We start from the raw sequence: 14,415 nt of genomic DNA, 5'->3' as shown, positions 1-14,415 counted from the left end.
CCCCCTATCCAGATTCGGGCGCGGTAGACGAGCCCGCCTGCCGCGGATCCCCTCCGTAGCGGCAGGCGGGCTTTCGTCGCTTTTGAGGTCAGTCCTCGGGCGCGAACGCAATCTCGGCATGGGCGCGCAGCCGCGCGACCAGCGTTTCGCCCAGGATCGCGCCGGGCGTACCGATTCCCCCGGCCGCAGTACTCGAAAGCAGCGCGATGCCGGTCTCCGCGATCATCCGGCTTGTCGATCCATAGCCGGGGTCATAGCGGCCCTTCACACCATAGCGAATCGTCTCCCCGCCAGGCATCTCCCCGACGAAGAGCACGTCGTAGAAGCCGGTCTCGCGCTCTTCCTTCGACGGCCCTTCGCCGGGCAGCGGATCGTCGGGGCGGCCGATCATCGGCGTCTTCGCCATGTGTTCGGCCACCGCCTTGCCCTGTTCGCCGGGACCGGTCAGTACCATCTCGTCATAGACGAAGTCCTTGCCCCAGGCGTGGCCGAGCAAGGCGTTGGTGCGATGAACGTTCTTGGTGTTGATCGCCGCCATGATGAAGGGCGTTTCCCAGCTCCCCAACGCGTCGTCGTGCTGCACCTTGTCGCCGGCTGGCTGGGCCGGCCCCTCGAAACCAGGGGTCAGGCAGAATGGGCTGGCCATCAGCGGGATGAGCGACGGGTCCTTGCCGAGCGCCGCGAGCGTGGCCTTCAGGCTTGCCGCCGTGCCGCCCGAAGCGCCGCCCTTCATGCCCCGGACCCGCCCCTTGACGCGCGGGGCAGGGCGGCCAAACCGGGCGACCGCTTCCTTCTGCAACATGAGCACGCCCAGGTCGAACGGGATCGAATCGAACCCGGACGAGAAACAGATGCGCGCGCCCGAATGCCGGGCATCGTCGCCATACTTGTCGATCATCTGCCGCATCCACACCGGCTCGCCGCACAGGTCCGCATAGTCGGTCCCCGCCGCGACGCAGGCCGCCAGCAATGGCTCGCCATAGAGCTGGTACGGCCCTACTGTGGTAAGAACGACCTTGGCCTGGCGGACCATGTCGGCAAGGCTGGCGGGATCGGAGGCATCGGCCACGATCAGCGGCGTGTTCTTGGGCGCCTCGATCAGGGCGCGCACTTCTGCCAGTTTCGCGCCAGATCGCCCGGCCATGGCCCAACGCGGCCCTTCCTGCCCGTAATGCCGCGCCAGATACTCCGCGACCAGTCGCCCGGTGAACCCCGTCGCCCCGTAGACGACAACGTCATACGGCCTCTCCGCCTTCTCCATCAGCCTCTCCGCCTGTTGTTCTTGTGCGGCGAAGCTTGGCCGAATCAGTGGCGATTGCAACCGGATTTAAGTGCGGGGTTAAGCGTGAAGCGCCAGCGCCTCAGCCGCAGGAAAAGCCCGCAAGGGCCCACGCCTACAACCTCGGCAGCGTCACCCCGCGCTGGCCCATGTACTTGCCCGCACGATCGGCATAGCTGACCTCGCAAGGTTCGTTGCCCTGCAGGAACAGGAACTGGCACGCGCCTTCATTGGCATAGATCTTGGCGGGCAGGGGCGTGGTATTGGAAAACTCGAGCGTGACGTGGCCTTCCCAGCCCGGCTCGAGCGGGGTCACGTTGACGATGATCCCGCAGCGCGCGTAGGTGCTCTTGCCAAGGCAGATAACCAGCACGTCGCGCGGTACCCGGAAGTATTCGACGGTCCGGGCCAACGCGAAGGAATTGGGCGGGATTACGCAGACATCGGTTTCGCGGTCCACGAACGAGTTCGACGCAAAATCCTTGGGGTCGACGACCGCCGAATCCACATTGGTGAAAATCTTGAACTCGGGTGCCACGCGCGCATCGTAGCCATACGACGACAAACCATAGCTGATGCACCCGTCGCGCCGCTGGTTCTCGACGAAAGGCTCGATCATGCCCTCGTTCAGCGCCTTGTCGCGGATCCACTTGTCGGAAAGAATGGCCAACTGGCTCTCCCTGAGAAACGTCGTGCAGGAATGCCTACCCCTGAACCTTCACGCCAGATTGGCCGGACCGAAGGCATTGGGCAAGAGCGCAGACAGCCGCATTTCCACGGTTTCCTTGGCGCTGGTGCAGATCACCAGCGGGTCAGTCCCGCCAAGCGCGGCCAGTTCGTTCAACACCTGCCGGCAGCGTCCGCAAGGGCTGATTGCCGCATCCGCCCGCCCGCCAGCGCCTCCGGACACCGCCACCGCCAGAAGTCCGCCGCGGCGCCCCGCGTGGGCCGCGATTGAACAGGCGACCGTCTCGGCGCAAAGCGAGAGGCCGTAGCTGGCGTTCTCGACGTTCGCTCCCGTAACGATCGCGCCGTCCTCGAACAGCAGCGCCGCGCCCACATGGAAACCGGAATAGGGCGCATAGGCAGTGCCCATCGCCGTGCGTGCAGCGGCGACCAGCGCTTCCCGGCGTTCCGCGACAAGATCGATACTCATGGCTGCACGACGACCCAGCGCAGGGGGCCGCTTGCGCCATGCAGACGCAGGCGCTTGGTCGCTGTCCACATGACCCACGGCCTGCCGGCGTAGCCGGGCTCGATGAAGTCCTGCGAAACCCAGAGATTGCGGTCGATCATGGCGGCAAGATGATACTGCTTTTCCAGACCGCGCGACACCATCAGGATCGCTGGCTTCTCTGCATGCTTCTCCACCTGGTTGAGGAACGTGGTCAACTCGCTCTGCATCTGCGCCTCGCCGGGAGGTTCAGGGCAGGTGCGCGAATCGATGTCGAGCGCAATCGCCGGTGGGAGCAACTCCGGATCGCGTGGCACCACGGTCACGAAGTTCGCGGCCTGCGCGTCGGCCGGGGCACACAGGTCGTAGACATGGACCGGCCCTACCTGCAGTCCGCGCAACCGGGCTGCTTCGACGCCTGCGGCATAGACACTGTCCCGCGTCCCGGCACCTTCGCTGGCGGTCAGGTAGGCGAAATCCGCGCCTGCGGCGCGCAGAAACCGCCAGTCGACGCTACCATCATCGTCGCTCAGCCAGACGCCCTGGACCGGATAGCGCGTCCGGTCCGGCATCCAGGTGCGCGACGTCCACCAGCCGGCGCCCGCGCCCACGAGCACGACCAGCAGCAACGCCGCGAGCAGGCGCCTACGCACCGTGTTCCGTTTCTTCGCCATGATAGAGAGAGTCGCGTCCCGCCTGTTGTCAGCCCCTGATATGCAGCACGCAGATCAGGGTAAAGAGGCGGCGGGCCGTAGCGAAATCGGTATCGATCTTGCCTTGCAGACGTTCCAGAAGCATTTCAGCCGCTTCGTTGTGAACACCGCGGCGCGCCATGTCGATTGTCTCGATTTCGGTGGCAGTCGCCTTGCGAATGGCCTGGTAGTAGCTGTCGCAGATCGCGAAATACTCTCGGATCGGACGGCGGAAACGCCCCAGCCCCAGAATCACTGTCTCCAGCAACTGGCCGCCACCATTGCCGTCATCGTCCGAAACCGTCAGCGCCAGACGCCCGTCCTCGACCGAAAGCTTCAACCTATAGGGCCCCTCGTGCCCGGCCTCGAACGCGCGCAGCGGCTTGAAGGTGTTTTCCTCGATCAGGTCGAAGATCGCGATGCGGCGCTCCTGCTCGATATCGGCATTGCGCCAGATGATCGTCGCTTCGTCCAGCTCGATATGCGAGATGCGCGGGTCGCCCATTGAGCAACCTGTGTTGCAGACGCGCGCAGGGCAGGCAAGAGGGGAGCGCCAGGTGCTGCGACAAGCGCGAGGCGGACACAACCATCCCCGCTTTCCACACCCCGCCGCCGTTGCCGGGGAGGACCCGTTCGGGCACAATGCGCGCCATGTCCGCCAGCGAAGCCATTCTCACCCGCGAACCTTCCGAGATTCGCGCACTTCCCTCCAACGTGGAAGCGGAAGCCGCCTTTCTCGGCGCGGTCCTGATCGACAACCGCATCCTCGAGGAACTCCAGACCCCGCTCAAGCCCGAACACTTCTTCGCCGCCGTCCACGGCCGCGTGTTCGAGCGCATCCAGACCCTGATCGACCGCAAGGCCGTCGTCACCCCGGTTACGCTCAAGCCGTATTTCGAAACGGACGAGGGCCTGAAGGAGCTCGGCGGCACCGCCTATCTCGCGCGTCTCACTGCCGATGGACAGGGCCTTCTCAACCCGCGCGAACTGGCCGAACAGATCTACGATCTGGCCCTGCTGCGCGAACTCATCACCGTGGGCCGCAACCTCGTCGAAGGCGCGCTCGACACCAGCGATGCGGTCGCCCCGCTCGAACAGGTCGAAAAGGCCGAAGCCGCGCTCTACGCAGTGGCCGAAGGCGCACAGACCGGCAGCGAGGCGCAGAGCTTCGGCCAAGCCACACGCACCTCGCTCGAAATGATCGAGAAGGCACTGCTTTCGGGCGGCCATATCTCGGGCAAGACCACCGGCCTCACCTCGGTCAACGAGAAGATCGGCGGCCTGCATGATTCCGACCTCATCATCCTTGCCGGCCGTCCAGGCATGGGCAAGACCTCGCTCGTCACCAACATCGCGTTCAACTCGGCCGACCGCCTGCGCCGCGACATGGCCGACGGCATCGCGGTCAAGGATTCGGTCGGCGCCGCCGTCGCCTTCTTCAGCCTTGAAATGAGCGCGGACCAGCTCGCCACGCGTATTCTCGCCGAACAGTCAGGCATCAGCTCCGAAGCGCTGCGCATGGGCCGCATCAGCCGCGAGGATTTCCAGCAGCTTTCCTTCGCCAGCCAGCGCCTTGCCGAACTGCCGCTCTACATCGACGATACCCCCGCGCTGACCATCGGCAGCCTTCGCGCGAGAGCGCGCAGGCTGAAGCGCCGCCACGACATCGGGCTTATCATCGTCGACTACCTCCAGCTCCTCCAGGGCTCGGGCCGCAGCGACAACCGCGTCAACGAAATCTCGGAAATCTCGCGCGGTCTCAAGACCCTGGCCAAGGAACTCTCGGTACCCGTCATCGCGCTCTCGCAGCTCAGCCGCGCTGTCGAACAGCGCGACGACAAGCGACCGATGCTGTCGGACCTGCGCGAATCGGGCTCGATCGAACAGGACGCCGACATGGTCTGGTTCGTCTTCCGCGAGGACTACTACGTCGCCGCCAAGGAGCCGAAGCAGCCCCAAGGCAACGACGATCCGAAGGTCCAGGAAGCCCACGCCGCCTGGCAGGCCGAAATGGAGCGTGTCTATGGCCTTGCGGAACTGATCGTCGCCAAGCAGCGCCACGGCTCAACCGGCAAGGTCCGCCTGCGCTTCGAGGCGCGCATCACCCGCTTCTCCGACCTGGCCCCCGACGACCTGCGCGCCGCCTACTCCAGCAACGACGAGTAGCCCTCGCCGAATCACGGCCCCGCACGAATCCTTGACTTTTCCACACCCCCGGCCTAGCTGCGGCTCTTTCCGTACCCTTTTGTCTATCGGAGTGCCCTGATGGCGCGCGTTACCGTCGAAGATTGCGTCGACAAGGTCCCCAACCGTTTCGATCTCGTCCTGCTGGCGGCAGAGCGCGCCCGCGCGATCTCCGGCGGCGCAGAACTCACCGTCGATCGCGACCGCGACAAGAACCCGGTCGTTGCCCTGCGCGAGATCGCGGAAGAAACCGTGCGTCCGGCCGTACTCAAGGAAAACCTGATCCAGTCGCTGCAGCGCGTGCTGCCTGACGACGACGACGAGGTGGATGAAATCGGCTCGCTGTCGCAGTCTGCCGAAGCCCTGCGCATCACGGCCGCCGCGCCGGTGCGCAATACCTCGCTCGGCGCCGACTACGACGGCTGATTTCACTCTGAAATCAAAGCGTTATAAGAATCCCCCGGCCACAAACCGGGGGTTTTCTTATGTGTTCTGAAGCTGCTCCGCCATCAGCTCCCACACCTTGTTGATCGCCTTCAGCGGTCGCACCATGACCTTGAAATCGACGATCCGGCCTTCAAGGTCAAAGCGGACAAGGTCGATGCCGTTGACCTTGATCCCGTCCATCTCGCACTCGAACTCGAGGCAGGCCTCGGGCCCGTCGACCAGTTCCCGGACATAACGGAAGGTACCGTTGCCGAACACGCGCCCCGCCGCGGTCAGGTACATGATCACCTTCTCGCGGCCAGCTTGCGGCGTGTGCACCACGGGCGAATGGAACACGGCATCGTCCGCGACCAGTTCGTCCAGCAGTGCCAGATCGTTGCTCAGCATGTACCGATGCCACGCCGCCAGTCCGAGCTTCATCATCGTTCTCCCCGAATGTCCGTCGATTCCGCACCAAGCCCTGAACGCATAGGGGCAGGCGGCAGAGCCGGCCTTGATCCCGCGCAACCGCGCCGGCCTTATCCAAGATGCTGCGCGAAGAAATCCCGCGTCCGCCGGTCGGCAAGCTCGGCACCGTCATCGTCGCGGCGATTGCCCATTTCCGCCGCGAAACCGTGGTCCAGCCCCTCATAGTCGTGGAGCGTCACCCGTGGATGCGGATCAAGGGCATCATGAATAGCCTTCTGCGCATCCGGTCCGACGAAGTGATCGGCGGTAGGGATGTGCAACATCAGCGGCCGCGCGATCGCGTGCGATTCGTTCAGCATCTGGTCGATCATCACGCCATAGTATCCCACCGACGCATCGATATCGGTTCGTGTGGCTGCCATGTAGGCCATCCGCCCGCCCAGACAGAAGCCGACCAGCCCGACCTTGTCGATGCCTTCGTATCCGCGCAGGAAGCGGATTGCGGCCTCGATGTCCTTCACGCCCTTGTCTGCATCGTACTGCTGGAAATACCCGAATGCCTCCTGCATCTGTTCCGGCACATCGGGATCAAGCTCGACGCCCGGCGCGAATCGCCAGAAGATGTCTGGCGCCAACGCCATGTAGCCCTGTGCCGCCCACCCTTCGCACTTGTGCCGGATCCCGGCATTCACGCCGAAGATCTCCGGAATGACAATGATTGCCGCGCGGATCGGCCCGTCCGGCGTTGCGAGGTAGCCCGGGATTTCGCCTTCGCCATCCAGAGCTGCGAACGTGATTTTCTCGCCCATCGCTGTTCATCCTGTCGATTGTAATGGTTGATCAAATGTCATGTTGGCCCTCGTCGTGGACTTTGCCAAGCTGGCATGACACTCTTGCGCCTCATCCGGGAAGGACGACCATGAAAGTCACCGTCGAAGTCGATTGCACTCCGGAAGAGGCCCGCCGCTTCCTCGGCCTGCCCGATGTCTCCAAGGCCAACGACGTCTATGTCGATACCATCGCCAAGGCGATGCAGGGCGTCTCCAGCGTCGACCAGTTGCACACATACGTGAAACAGCTTGCCCCGATGGGGGAGATTGGCCTCAAGCTCTTCCAGAACTTCATGGAGCAGGGCGCTTCGGGGGGCTTTGGCGGCACCAGGAAGCCCGCCAAGGACTGACGCCGGACGTTGATTCGTGTAGGGCAGGGGTCGTGACCGACACGATCTTTGCCCTGTCTTCCGGCCAGCCACCCGCCGGCATCGGCGTTATCCGCATCAGCGGCCCGGGCGCCGGCGCCGCGCTTAGTTCCCTTGCCGGCAGGCTGCCTTCTCCCCGCCGCGCCACGCTTGCGACGCTCGCCGATCCGCGCGACGGCACCCACCTCGACCGTACCATGGTCCTCTGGCTGCCCGGTCCCGCCACCGCCACCGGCGAGGACTGCGCCGAATTGCACCTCCACGGCGGTCGCGCCGTGATCGCAGCCGTCGAAGCCGCGCTCTCCAGCTTGCCGGGCCTGCGTCGTGCCCGGCCGGGGGAGTTCACCCGCCGCGCCTTCGCCAATGGCCGCATCGACCTTGCCGAGGCCGAAGGCCTTGCCGATCTGCTTTCGGCCGAGACCGAACTACAGCGCCGCACCGCGCTCGCCATGGCTGAAGGCGCGCTTTCACGTGAAGTCGATGAGTGGCGGACAACGCTGCTCCAGATCTCCGCGCGGCTCGAAGCCGCGCTCGATTTCTCGGACGAGGACGATGTCGGGGCAGGGGATGGGACGCAAAGAGCCAGCCTCTTGCCGCCGCACTTCGCCGCAGACTGCATCAGTCTCGCCTGTTCCCTCAACACCTGGCTCGACCGTCCCCGCGCGGAGCCGCTTAAGGAAGGCTTCCGCGTCGTGCTTGCAGGCCCTCCCAACGCCGGCAAGTCCACCCTGTTCAATGCCCTTGTCGAACACGAGGCCGCGATCACCGCCGCCGAACCGGGCACGACACGCGACCTCCTGACGCACGCTGCTGCGCTCGACGGAGTGCCTTTCACTTTCGTCGACACGGCAGGACTGCGCGACGAAGGCGCTGGCGAGATCGAGCGCATCGGCATCGCCCGAGCCCGTGCTGCCGCCGAAAAGGCAGACCTGATCCTGTGGCTCGGCCCGGAAGGACTGGGACCGGCCGGCCGCACATTGTGGGAGATCGCCGCCCGCGCAGACGATCCCGGGGCAGGGCGAAAATCCCAGTGTGCCTTCCATCTTTCTGCTGTGACCGGGGAAGGTATGGCCGCTTTCCGAAGCGCTCTGATCGCGCACGCCAGATCGGCGCTTCCCGCACCCGGCGAAGCGGCCCTCAACCAGCGCCAGCACACCCATCTTTCGGAAGTCGCCCGGGCACTTGAAGACGCCGCCGCCGAACAGGATCCGCTACTTGCCGCCGAAAACCTGCGCCTCGGTCGCCGCGGCCTCGACGCCTTGGTAGGACGAACCGGCACCGAAGACATGCTGGACACTCTTTTCGGCCGCTTCTGCATCGGCAAGTAGAAGCTAACGAGCAGGGTGTTTCACGTGAAACACGTACCGACGCGCAGGCTTTGACCGGGACAGCCACTTCGCGTATCGCAGCCAGATGCAGCAATTCGACATCATCGTTGTCGGCGGCGGACACGCCGGCGTCGAGGCGGCCGCTGTCGCCGCGAGGATGGGCGCACGCACCGCGCTCGTCTCGTTCGATCCCCAGACCATTGGCGCGATGAGTTGCAACCCTGCTATCGGAGGCCTTGGCAAAGGTCACCTCGTCCGGGAAGTTGACGCGCTGGATGGCCTCATCGCACGTGCTGCCGATGCCAGCGCGATCCACTATCGCATGCTCAACCGGTCGAAAGGCAGTGCCGTGCAGGGGCCACGCGTCCAGGCAGACCGCAAGCGGTTCAAGGCCGCGATCCAGAAAATGATTGCCGCCCAGCCTGATTTGCACGTTGTCGGGGGCGAAGTTGCGGCACTTCGCCTTGAACAGGGCCGGGTGACCGGCGTCGATCTTGCCGATGGCACCGCGTTAGCGGGAAGGGCAGTGGTCCTGTGTACGGGAACGTTCCTCGGCGGGCGCCTCTTCCGGGGTGAAGAGCGCATGGACGGTGGCCGCATTGGCGAGGACTCCGCCCATCGCCTCGCAGCGCAACTGCGCGATGCCGAACTGCCGATGGCGCGCCTCAAGACCGGTACGCCTCCTCGCATCGACGGTCGCACCATCGATTGGGCACGGCTCCCCGAACAGCCGAGCGATGACGATCCGTGGACCATGTCGCCGCTCACCCCCGCGCGTCCGCTGCCGCAAGTATTCTGCGCCATTGCCCGCACCAATGCGCGCACACACGAAATCATCCGTGGCGGGCTGGACCGCTCTCCCCTGTTCACCGGGGCCATCGGCGCGCAAGGTCCACGCTACTGCCCGTCCATCGAGGACAAGATCCACCGCTTCGGCGACCGCGACGGACACCAGGTCTTCCTCGAACCCGAAGGGCTCGACGATTTCACCGTCTACCCAAACGGCGTTTCCACGTCGCTCCCCACCGATGTGCAGGTGGCAATGATCCGCTCGATGGAAGGTCTCGAACAAGCCGTCATCACCGTTCCCGGCTATGCGGTCGAATACGACCACATCGATCCGCGCGCCTTGCGCCGCAGCCTCGAGGTAAAGGCAATACCCGGCCTATACTGCGCCGGACAGATCAACGGCACGACCGGCTACGAGGAGGCGGCGGCACAAGGCCTCATTGCGGGAATGCACGCTGCCGCGCACGTGCTTGGCAGGGCCATGCCGGAACTCGACCGGGCCAATTCCTACATGGCGGTGATGATCGACGACCTGACGCTGCACGGCGTCAGTGAACCGTACCGCATGCTCACCGCGCGGGCGGAGTATCGCCTGCGCTTGCGCGCGAATAATGCGGCGTCTCGCCTTACGCCGATCGGCCTCGCAATAGGCTGCATCGGCGATGAGCGGCGCAAGTGGTTCGAAGACCGCAGTCAGGCCCGCTCGCGTCTGGAGACGGCCTTGGCGCAACCGGCTACCCCTACGGAACTCAACCGCGCCGGCATTCCCGTGCGCGCCGATGGAGCCCGCCGCTCGCTGATGGAATGGCTACGCTTTCCCGAGGTCACACTTGACGGCTTGCGAGACTGGATCGGTAACGAACCCTTTGACCCCCTTCTGGTCGAGGAAGTCGAAGAGGACGCGGCGTACGCACCCTACCTGGCACGGCAGGATGCTGAACTGCGTGATCTGCGCGCGTCCGATGCCGTACCCCTCGGCGATGGCTTCCCTTTCGCCGACGTGCCCGGCCTTTCGCGGGAGATGGTTGAAAGGCTCGAAAGGGCGCAGCCGGATAGCCTCGCCGCCGCAGGACGCATCGCGGGCATCACGCCTGCCGCCCTTGCCAGCCTCCTGGTCCATGCCCGCCGCCGAGCCAGCGCCGCGGTGGTTGCATGACTCTTGTGACCGAAGTGGAAGCACAGGCTTGGCTGCGAGAAGTCCTCCACGTTGATGACGCAAGCATGAGCCGCCTTGCCCATCTCGTCGACCTGCTTCTGGCAGAGAACGAGCGGCAAAACCTTGTTGCGCGCGGAACCCTGCCGCATGTCTGGGTTCGGCACATCGTCGACTCCGCCCAGCTACTCCATGTTTCACGTGAAACATCAGGTTCAGGGGAGTGGCTCGATCTTGGCACCGGCGCCGGCTTTCCCGGTCTTGTTATCGCAGCGATCCAGTCCGACCGTCCCGTCACTCTCGTCGATTCGCGGCGGCTGCGCACGGAATGGCTGCAACGGGCTGCAGATGCACTGGAGTTGTCCAACGTACGGGTCATCCTGTCGCGCGTGGAAGATCTCGAGTCAGGTGCATATGCAGCCATTTCTGCCCGGGCATTCGCCCCGTTGGACAAGCTGCTTGCCATTTCGGCACGCTTTTCCACACCCGACACGCTGTGGCTGTTGCCGAAAGGGGCCGGGGCGCAGCATGAACTGCAAATGCTCCCCGAATCATGGCACCATATGTTCCACGTGGAACAATCGCTGACTGACCCTGCCGCAGGGATCATCGTCGGCCGCCTGCTCGCCGGAAAGCAACCCGCCCCGCACGTGTCGCGTCAACAAGCTCCGCGCAAAGGCAAGCGAACATGATCACCGTCGCCGTCGCAAACCAGAAGGGCGGAGTGGGGAAGACCACCACCGCGATCAACATCGCCACGGCTCTTGCCGCCACAGGGTGGAAGTCGCTGCTGATCGACCTCGATCCGCAAGGCAATTGCTCGACGGGAATCGGCATTCCGGCCGGAGAACGCGAACGGTCGTCCTATGATCTCCTGATCGACCAGGCCTCAATCGCCGAATGCATGATGCCAACGCGCATTCCTGGACTGGACATCGTGCCAGCAACCGTTGACCTTTCCGGCGCAGAAGTGGAGCTGGTCAGCGTCGAGGATCGCACGCATCGTCTGCGCAACGTGCTCAATGCCGATACCGGCCACGATATCTGCCTTATCGACTGCCCCCCATCACTGGGCCTGCTCACGCTGAACGCCCTCACTGCGGCGGATACCATTCTCGTTCCATTGCAATGCGAGTTCTTCGCTCTCGAAGGACTAAGCCAACTGCTGCAGACGGTGGAGCGGGTGCAGGAGCGCTTCAACCCCGATCTCGGCATTCTCGGCATCGTGCTCACCATGTTCGACCGCCGCAATCGCCTCACCGACCAGGTTGCCGACGATGTGCGCTCGTGCCTGCGCGATCTGGTGTTCGATGCGGTAATTCCGCGCAACGTGCGCCTGTCCGAAGCGCCCAGCCACGGGCTTCCGGCACTGATCTACGACCATGCCTGCCCAGGATCGCAGGCCTACATGAAGCTGGCGCGCGAGCTGATCGGCCGCCTGCCTGAACGGAGGAAGGCTGCATGAGCGGCGAGGACGCAGTGAAGACCCCGGCGCGACGGACCGGCCTCGGCCGTGGCCTTGGAGCGCTCATGGGCGAGGTCCGCCGTGAGGAGCCGATCGTGCGGATCTCGGTGTCCGGCGAGAGCGCTACCGGAGGTGAGGTTCGCGATGGCGGCCTTGCGCTGCTCGCGGTGGGTTCGATCGAGCCGCACCCCGAACAGCCGCGTCGTCACTTCGACGAGGAGGCCCTGGAGGAACTCGCACAGTCCATCGCGGCGCGAGGGGTCATCCAGCCAGTCGTCGTGCGTCCGCTTGGTGGCAACCGCTATCAGCTCGTTGCGGGCGAGCGGCGCTGGCGCGCGGCGCAGAAGGCGCAAGTCCACGAGATTCCGGCCATCGTCCGCAAACTCAACGACCGCGACGTCGCCGCACTGGCGCTGATCGAAAACCTCCAGCGCGAGGATCTCAATCCGGTCGAAGAGGCCAAGGCCTACCAGCGGCTTGCGGACAGCGAGGGCCTGACCCAGGCGGAGATCGCCAAGTTCGTGGACAAGTCGCGCAGCCATGTCGCCAACATGATGCGCCTGCTTGGCCTGCCGGACGACGTGCTCGACATGGTCGTGCGCGACGAACTGTCGATGGGGCATGCCCGCTCGCTCATCAACGCCCCGGACCCGGCCGGCCTGGCACGTGAGATCGTCGGCAAAGGTCTTTCCGTGCGCGAGGCCGAGAAGCTGGTGCGCAAGGCATCGCGGCCGGAAAGCGGCCGTCGCCAGGCGCGCGAAGCAAAGGACCCATTCGGCCAGGCCGACATTGCCGCAATCCAGCAACACCTCGAGGACTTCCTCGGGCTCAAGGTGACGATCAACGCTGACGCCGATCCGACGACCGGCGCGGTCACGATTCGCTACAAGAATCTCGATCAGCTCGACCTGATTTGCCAGAGGCTGACCGGCGGTGAGTTTTAAGGCTCTGTAATGTATTGCAAATTTTTGCGTCACGACGTCACGCCGACCTGCACGTTTGGGTATTAATTAGTCGATTAAATTCTCGTTGACCGGGTGGCCGCGTCGCGCATAGGCTGTGCGCAACCAGACCAAGAACCGGAGAGAATTGGCCATGTCGCTCGACCTGATCCCGCGCACTGCCTACAACGAAGATCACGAAGCCTTCCGCCAGACCGTACGCCGCTTTCTTCAGGAGGAAATCGCGCCGAACGCTGAGAAGTGGGGCGATGACGGCATCGTTCCCAAGTCCATCTGGCCCAAGGCGGGCGAGCTGGGCATGCTCTGCCCGACCGTCCCCGAGGAATACGGCGGGCTCGGTCTCGACTTCGGCTACAACGCAATCGTCGACGAGGAGAGCAGCTACTACGGCCGCGTCGCGACCGGCTTCTCGCTGCAGTCGGACATCGTCGCCAACTACCTCGTCTCCTACGGCTCGGAAGAGCAGAAGAAGAAGTGGCTGCCCAAGATGGTCTCGGGCGAGGTGATCACTGCGATCGCCATGACCGAGCCCGGTACCGGTTCCGATCTTCAGGGCATGCGCACGACGGCCAAGAAGGACGGCAACCACTATGTGATCAATGGGTCAAAGACCTACATCACCAATGGCCAGAATGCCGACCTGATTCTCGTCTGCTGCAAGACCGACACCGAAATCCAGCCCGCTTGGAAGGGCGTGTCGATCGTTCTCGTCGAAGCCGATCGCGAAGGCTTCAAGCGTGGTCGCAATCTCGACAAGATCGGACAGGATGAAGCCGACACCTCGGAACTGTTCTTCGAAGACGTCCGCGTGCCGATCACCAACTGCCTCGGCGAAGAGGGCAAGGGCTTCATCTACCTGATGAGCGAACTGCCGCAGGAGCGCCTGTCCATCGCCGTCGGTGCACAGGCTTCGGCGCAGAAGGCCTTTGACGATACGGTGGAATTCACGCGCGAACGCAAGGCATTCGGCAAGCCGATCCTCGATTTCCAGAACACGCGCTTCACCCTTGCCGACATCAAGGCCAAGCTGCAGGTAGGCTGGGCGCACCTCGACTGGGCCCTTTCACGCCACTTGCGCAAGGAGCTGACCCCGGAAGAAGGCGCCGCAGCCAAGCTCTGGCACACCGAACTTCAGTGGGAAGTAATGGACAAGTGCCTCCAGCTCCACGGCGGCGCCGGCTACATGAACGAGTATGCGATCGCCCGTGCCTGGCGCGGCGCCCGCGTGACCCGCATCTTCGGCGGCACCAACGAAATCATGAAGGAACTGATCGGGCGCAAGCTTTGATCGATTTTCCTGGCTGAAAAGGGAAGGGGCAGCTCGCACGGGCTGCCC

The 14,415-nt window shown here is 64.3% G+C and carries 16 protein-coding genes; 9 read left to right on the top strand and 7 right to left on the bottom strand.

Features of this window, described 5'->3' with window-relative positions; all coding sequences use genetic code 11:
• Positions 1-88 precede the first annotated feature (88 nt).
• The 5 genes from SARO_RS00730 to SARO_RS00710 form a co-directional block, all read right to left on the bottom strand.
• A complete protein-coding gene (locus SARO_RS00730; protein WP_011443810.1) occupies positions 89-1,261 on the bottom strand; it encodes a saccharopine dehydrogenase family protein in 1,173 nt (390 codons plus the stop codon).
• A 133-nt stretch (positions 1,262-1,394) separates the two neighbouring features.
• The gene (dcd, locus tag SARO_RS00725) at positions 1,395-1,949 is read right to left on the bottom strand and encodes a dCTP deaminase (protein WP_011443809.1); all 555 of its coding nucleotides are present in this window, start codon (positions 1,947-1,949) and stop codon (positions 1,395-1,397) included.
• A gap of 48 nt (positions 1,950-1,997) precedes the next feature.
• On the bottom strand, positions 1,998-2,435 hold the full coding sequence (locus tag SARO_RS00720) for a cytidine deaminase (RefSeq protein WP_011443808.1): 438 nt from the start codon (positions 2,433-2,435) through the stop codon (positions 1,998-2,000).
• Positions 2,432-3,106 carry a glycoside hydrolase family 25 protein gene (locus SARO_RS00715; RefSeq protein WP_234007384.1) on the bottom strand — a complete coding sequence of 225 codons (675 nt, stop codon included), beginning with the start codon at positions 3,104-3,106 and terminating at the stop codon, positions 2,432-2,434. Before SARO_RS00715 ends, SARO_RS00720 begins: the two co-directional genes overlap by 4 nt.
• Positions 3,107-3,155: 49 nt before the next feature.
• Positions 3,156-3,650 carry a UPF0262 family protein gene (locus SARO_RS00710; RefSeq protein ID WP_011443806.1) on the bottom strand — a complete coding sequence of 165 codons (495 nt, stop codon included), beginning with the start codon at positions 3,648-3,650 and terminating at the stop codon, positions 3,156-3,158.
• 146 nt (positions 3,651-3,796) lie between these two features.
• Between SARO_RS00710 and SARO_RS00705 the strand changes: the two genes are divergently transcribed.
• Positions 3,797-5,311: a replicative DNA helicase gene (locus tag SARO_RS00705; protein ID WP_011443805.1), complete on the top strand. Its 1,515-nt coding sequence runs from the start codon at positions 3,797-3,799 to the stop codon at positions 5,309-5,311.
• Between the two features lie 99 nt (positions 5,312-5,410).
• Positions 5,411-5,755, top strand: a complete 345-nt coding sequence (gene rpoZ / locus SARO_RS00700; RefSeq protein ID WP_011443804.1) for a DNA-directed RNA polymerase subunit omega — start codon at positions 5,411-5,413, stop codon at positions 5,753-5,755.
• 57 nt (positions 5,756-5,812) lie between these two features.
• On the opposite strand, the gene SARO_RS00695 is transcribed toward rpoZ, so the two are convergent.
• Together SARO_RS00695 and SARO_RS00690 are read right to left on the bottom strand one after the other, a co-directional pair.
• On the bottom strand, positions 5,813-6,196 hold the full coding sequence (locus SARO_RS00695) for a nuclear transport factor 2 family protein (RefSeq protein ID WP_041550593.1): 384 nt from the start codon (positions 6,194-6,196) through the stop codon (positions 5,813-5,815).
• A gap of 98 nt (positions 6,197-6,294) precedes the next feature.
• The gene (locus SARO_RS00690; protein WP_011443802.1) at positions 6,295-6,993 is read right to left on the bottom strand and encodes a dienelactone hydrolase family protein; all 699 of its coding nucleotides are present in this window, start codon (positions 6,991-6,993) and stop codon (positions 6,295-6,297) included.
• Positions 6,994-7,103: 110 nt separating this feature from the next.
• On the opposite strand from SARO_RS00690, the gene SARO_RS00685 reads away from it, so the two are divergent.
• From SARO_RS00685 to SARO_RS00655, 7 genes are all read left to right on the top strand, one after another.
• On the top strand, positions 7,104-7,364 hold the full coding sequence (locus SARO_RS00685) for a DUF6489 family protein (RefSeq protein ID WP_011443801.1): 261 nt from the start codon (positions 7,104-7,106) through the stop codon (positions 7,362-7,364).
• A 32-nt stretch (positions 7,365-7,396) separates the two neighbouring features.
• Positions 7,397-8,710 carry a tRNA uridine-5-carboxymethylaminomethyl(34) synthesis GTPase MnmE gene (gene mnmE, locus SARO_RS00680; RefSeq protein WP_011443800.1) on the top strand — a complete coding sequence of 438 codons (1,314 nt, stop codon included), beginning with the start codon at positions 7,397-7,399 and terminating at the stop codon, positions 8,708-8,710.
• A gap of 85 nt (positions 8,711-8,795) precedes the next feature.
• Positions 8,796-10,655 carry a tRNA uridine-5-carboxymethylaminomethyl(34) synthesis enzyme MnmG gene (gene mnmG, locus SARO_RS00675; RefSeq protein WP_011443799.1) on the top strand — a complete coding sequence of 620 codons (1,860 nt, stop codon included), beginning with the start codon at positions 8,796-8,798 and terminating at the stop codon, positions 10,653-10,655.
• The gene (gene rsmG / locus SARO_RS00670) at positions 10,652-11,344 is read left to right on the top strand and encodes a 16S rRNA (guanine(527)-N(7))-methyltransferase RsmG (protein ID WP_011443798.1); all 693 of its coding nucleotides are present in this window, start codon (positions 10,652-10,654) and stop codon (positions 11,342-11,344) included. The genes mnmG and rsmG overlap by 4 nt, the downstream gene beginning before the upstream one ends.
• Entirely contained in the window at positions 11,341-12,117 is a 777-nt protein-coding gene (locus tag SARO_RS00665) for a ParA family protein (RefSeq protein WP_011443797.1), read from the top strand. Before rsmG ends, SARO_RS00665 begins: the two co-directional genes overlap by 4 nt.
• A complete protein-coding gene (locus tag SARO_RS00660; RefSeq protein ID WP_011443796.1) occupies positions 12,114-13,061 on the top strand; it encodes a ParB/RepB/Spo0J family partition protein in 948 nt (315 codons plus the stop codon). The genes SARO_RS00665 and SARO_RS00660 overlap by 4 nt, the downstream gene beginning before the upstream one ends.
• Positions 13,062-13,212: 151 nt before the next feature.
• Positions 13,213-14,367: an acyl-CoA dehydrogenase family protein gene (locus tag SARO_RS00655; protein WP_011443795.1), complete on the top strand. Its 1,155-nt coding sequence runs from the start codon at positions 13,213-13,215 to the stop codon at positions 14,365-14,367.
• Positions 14,368-14,415 lie beyond the last annotated feature (48 nt).

Origin of the sequence: Novosphingobium aromaticivorans DSM 12444, from assembly GCF_000013325.1 — a bacterium.
In the GTDB taxonomy this organism is placed as follows: domain Bacteria; phylum Pseudomonadota; class Alphaproteobacteria; order Sphingomonadales; family Sphingomonadaceae; genus Novosphingobium; species Novosphingobium aromaticivorans.
This window is presented reverse-complemented; position numbering and strand designations above follow the sequence as displayed.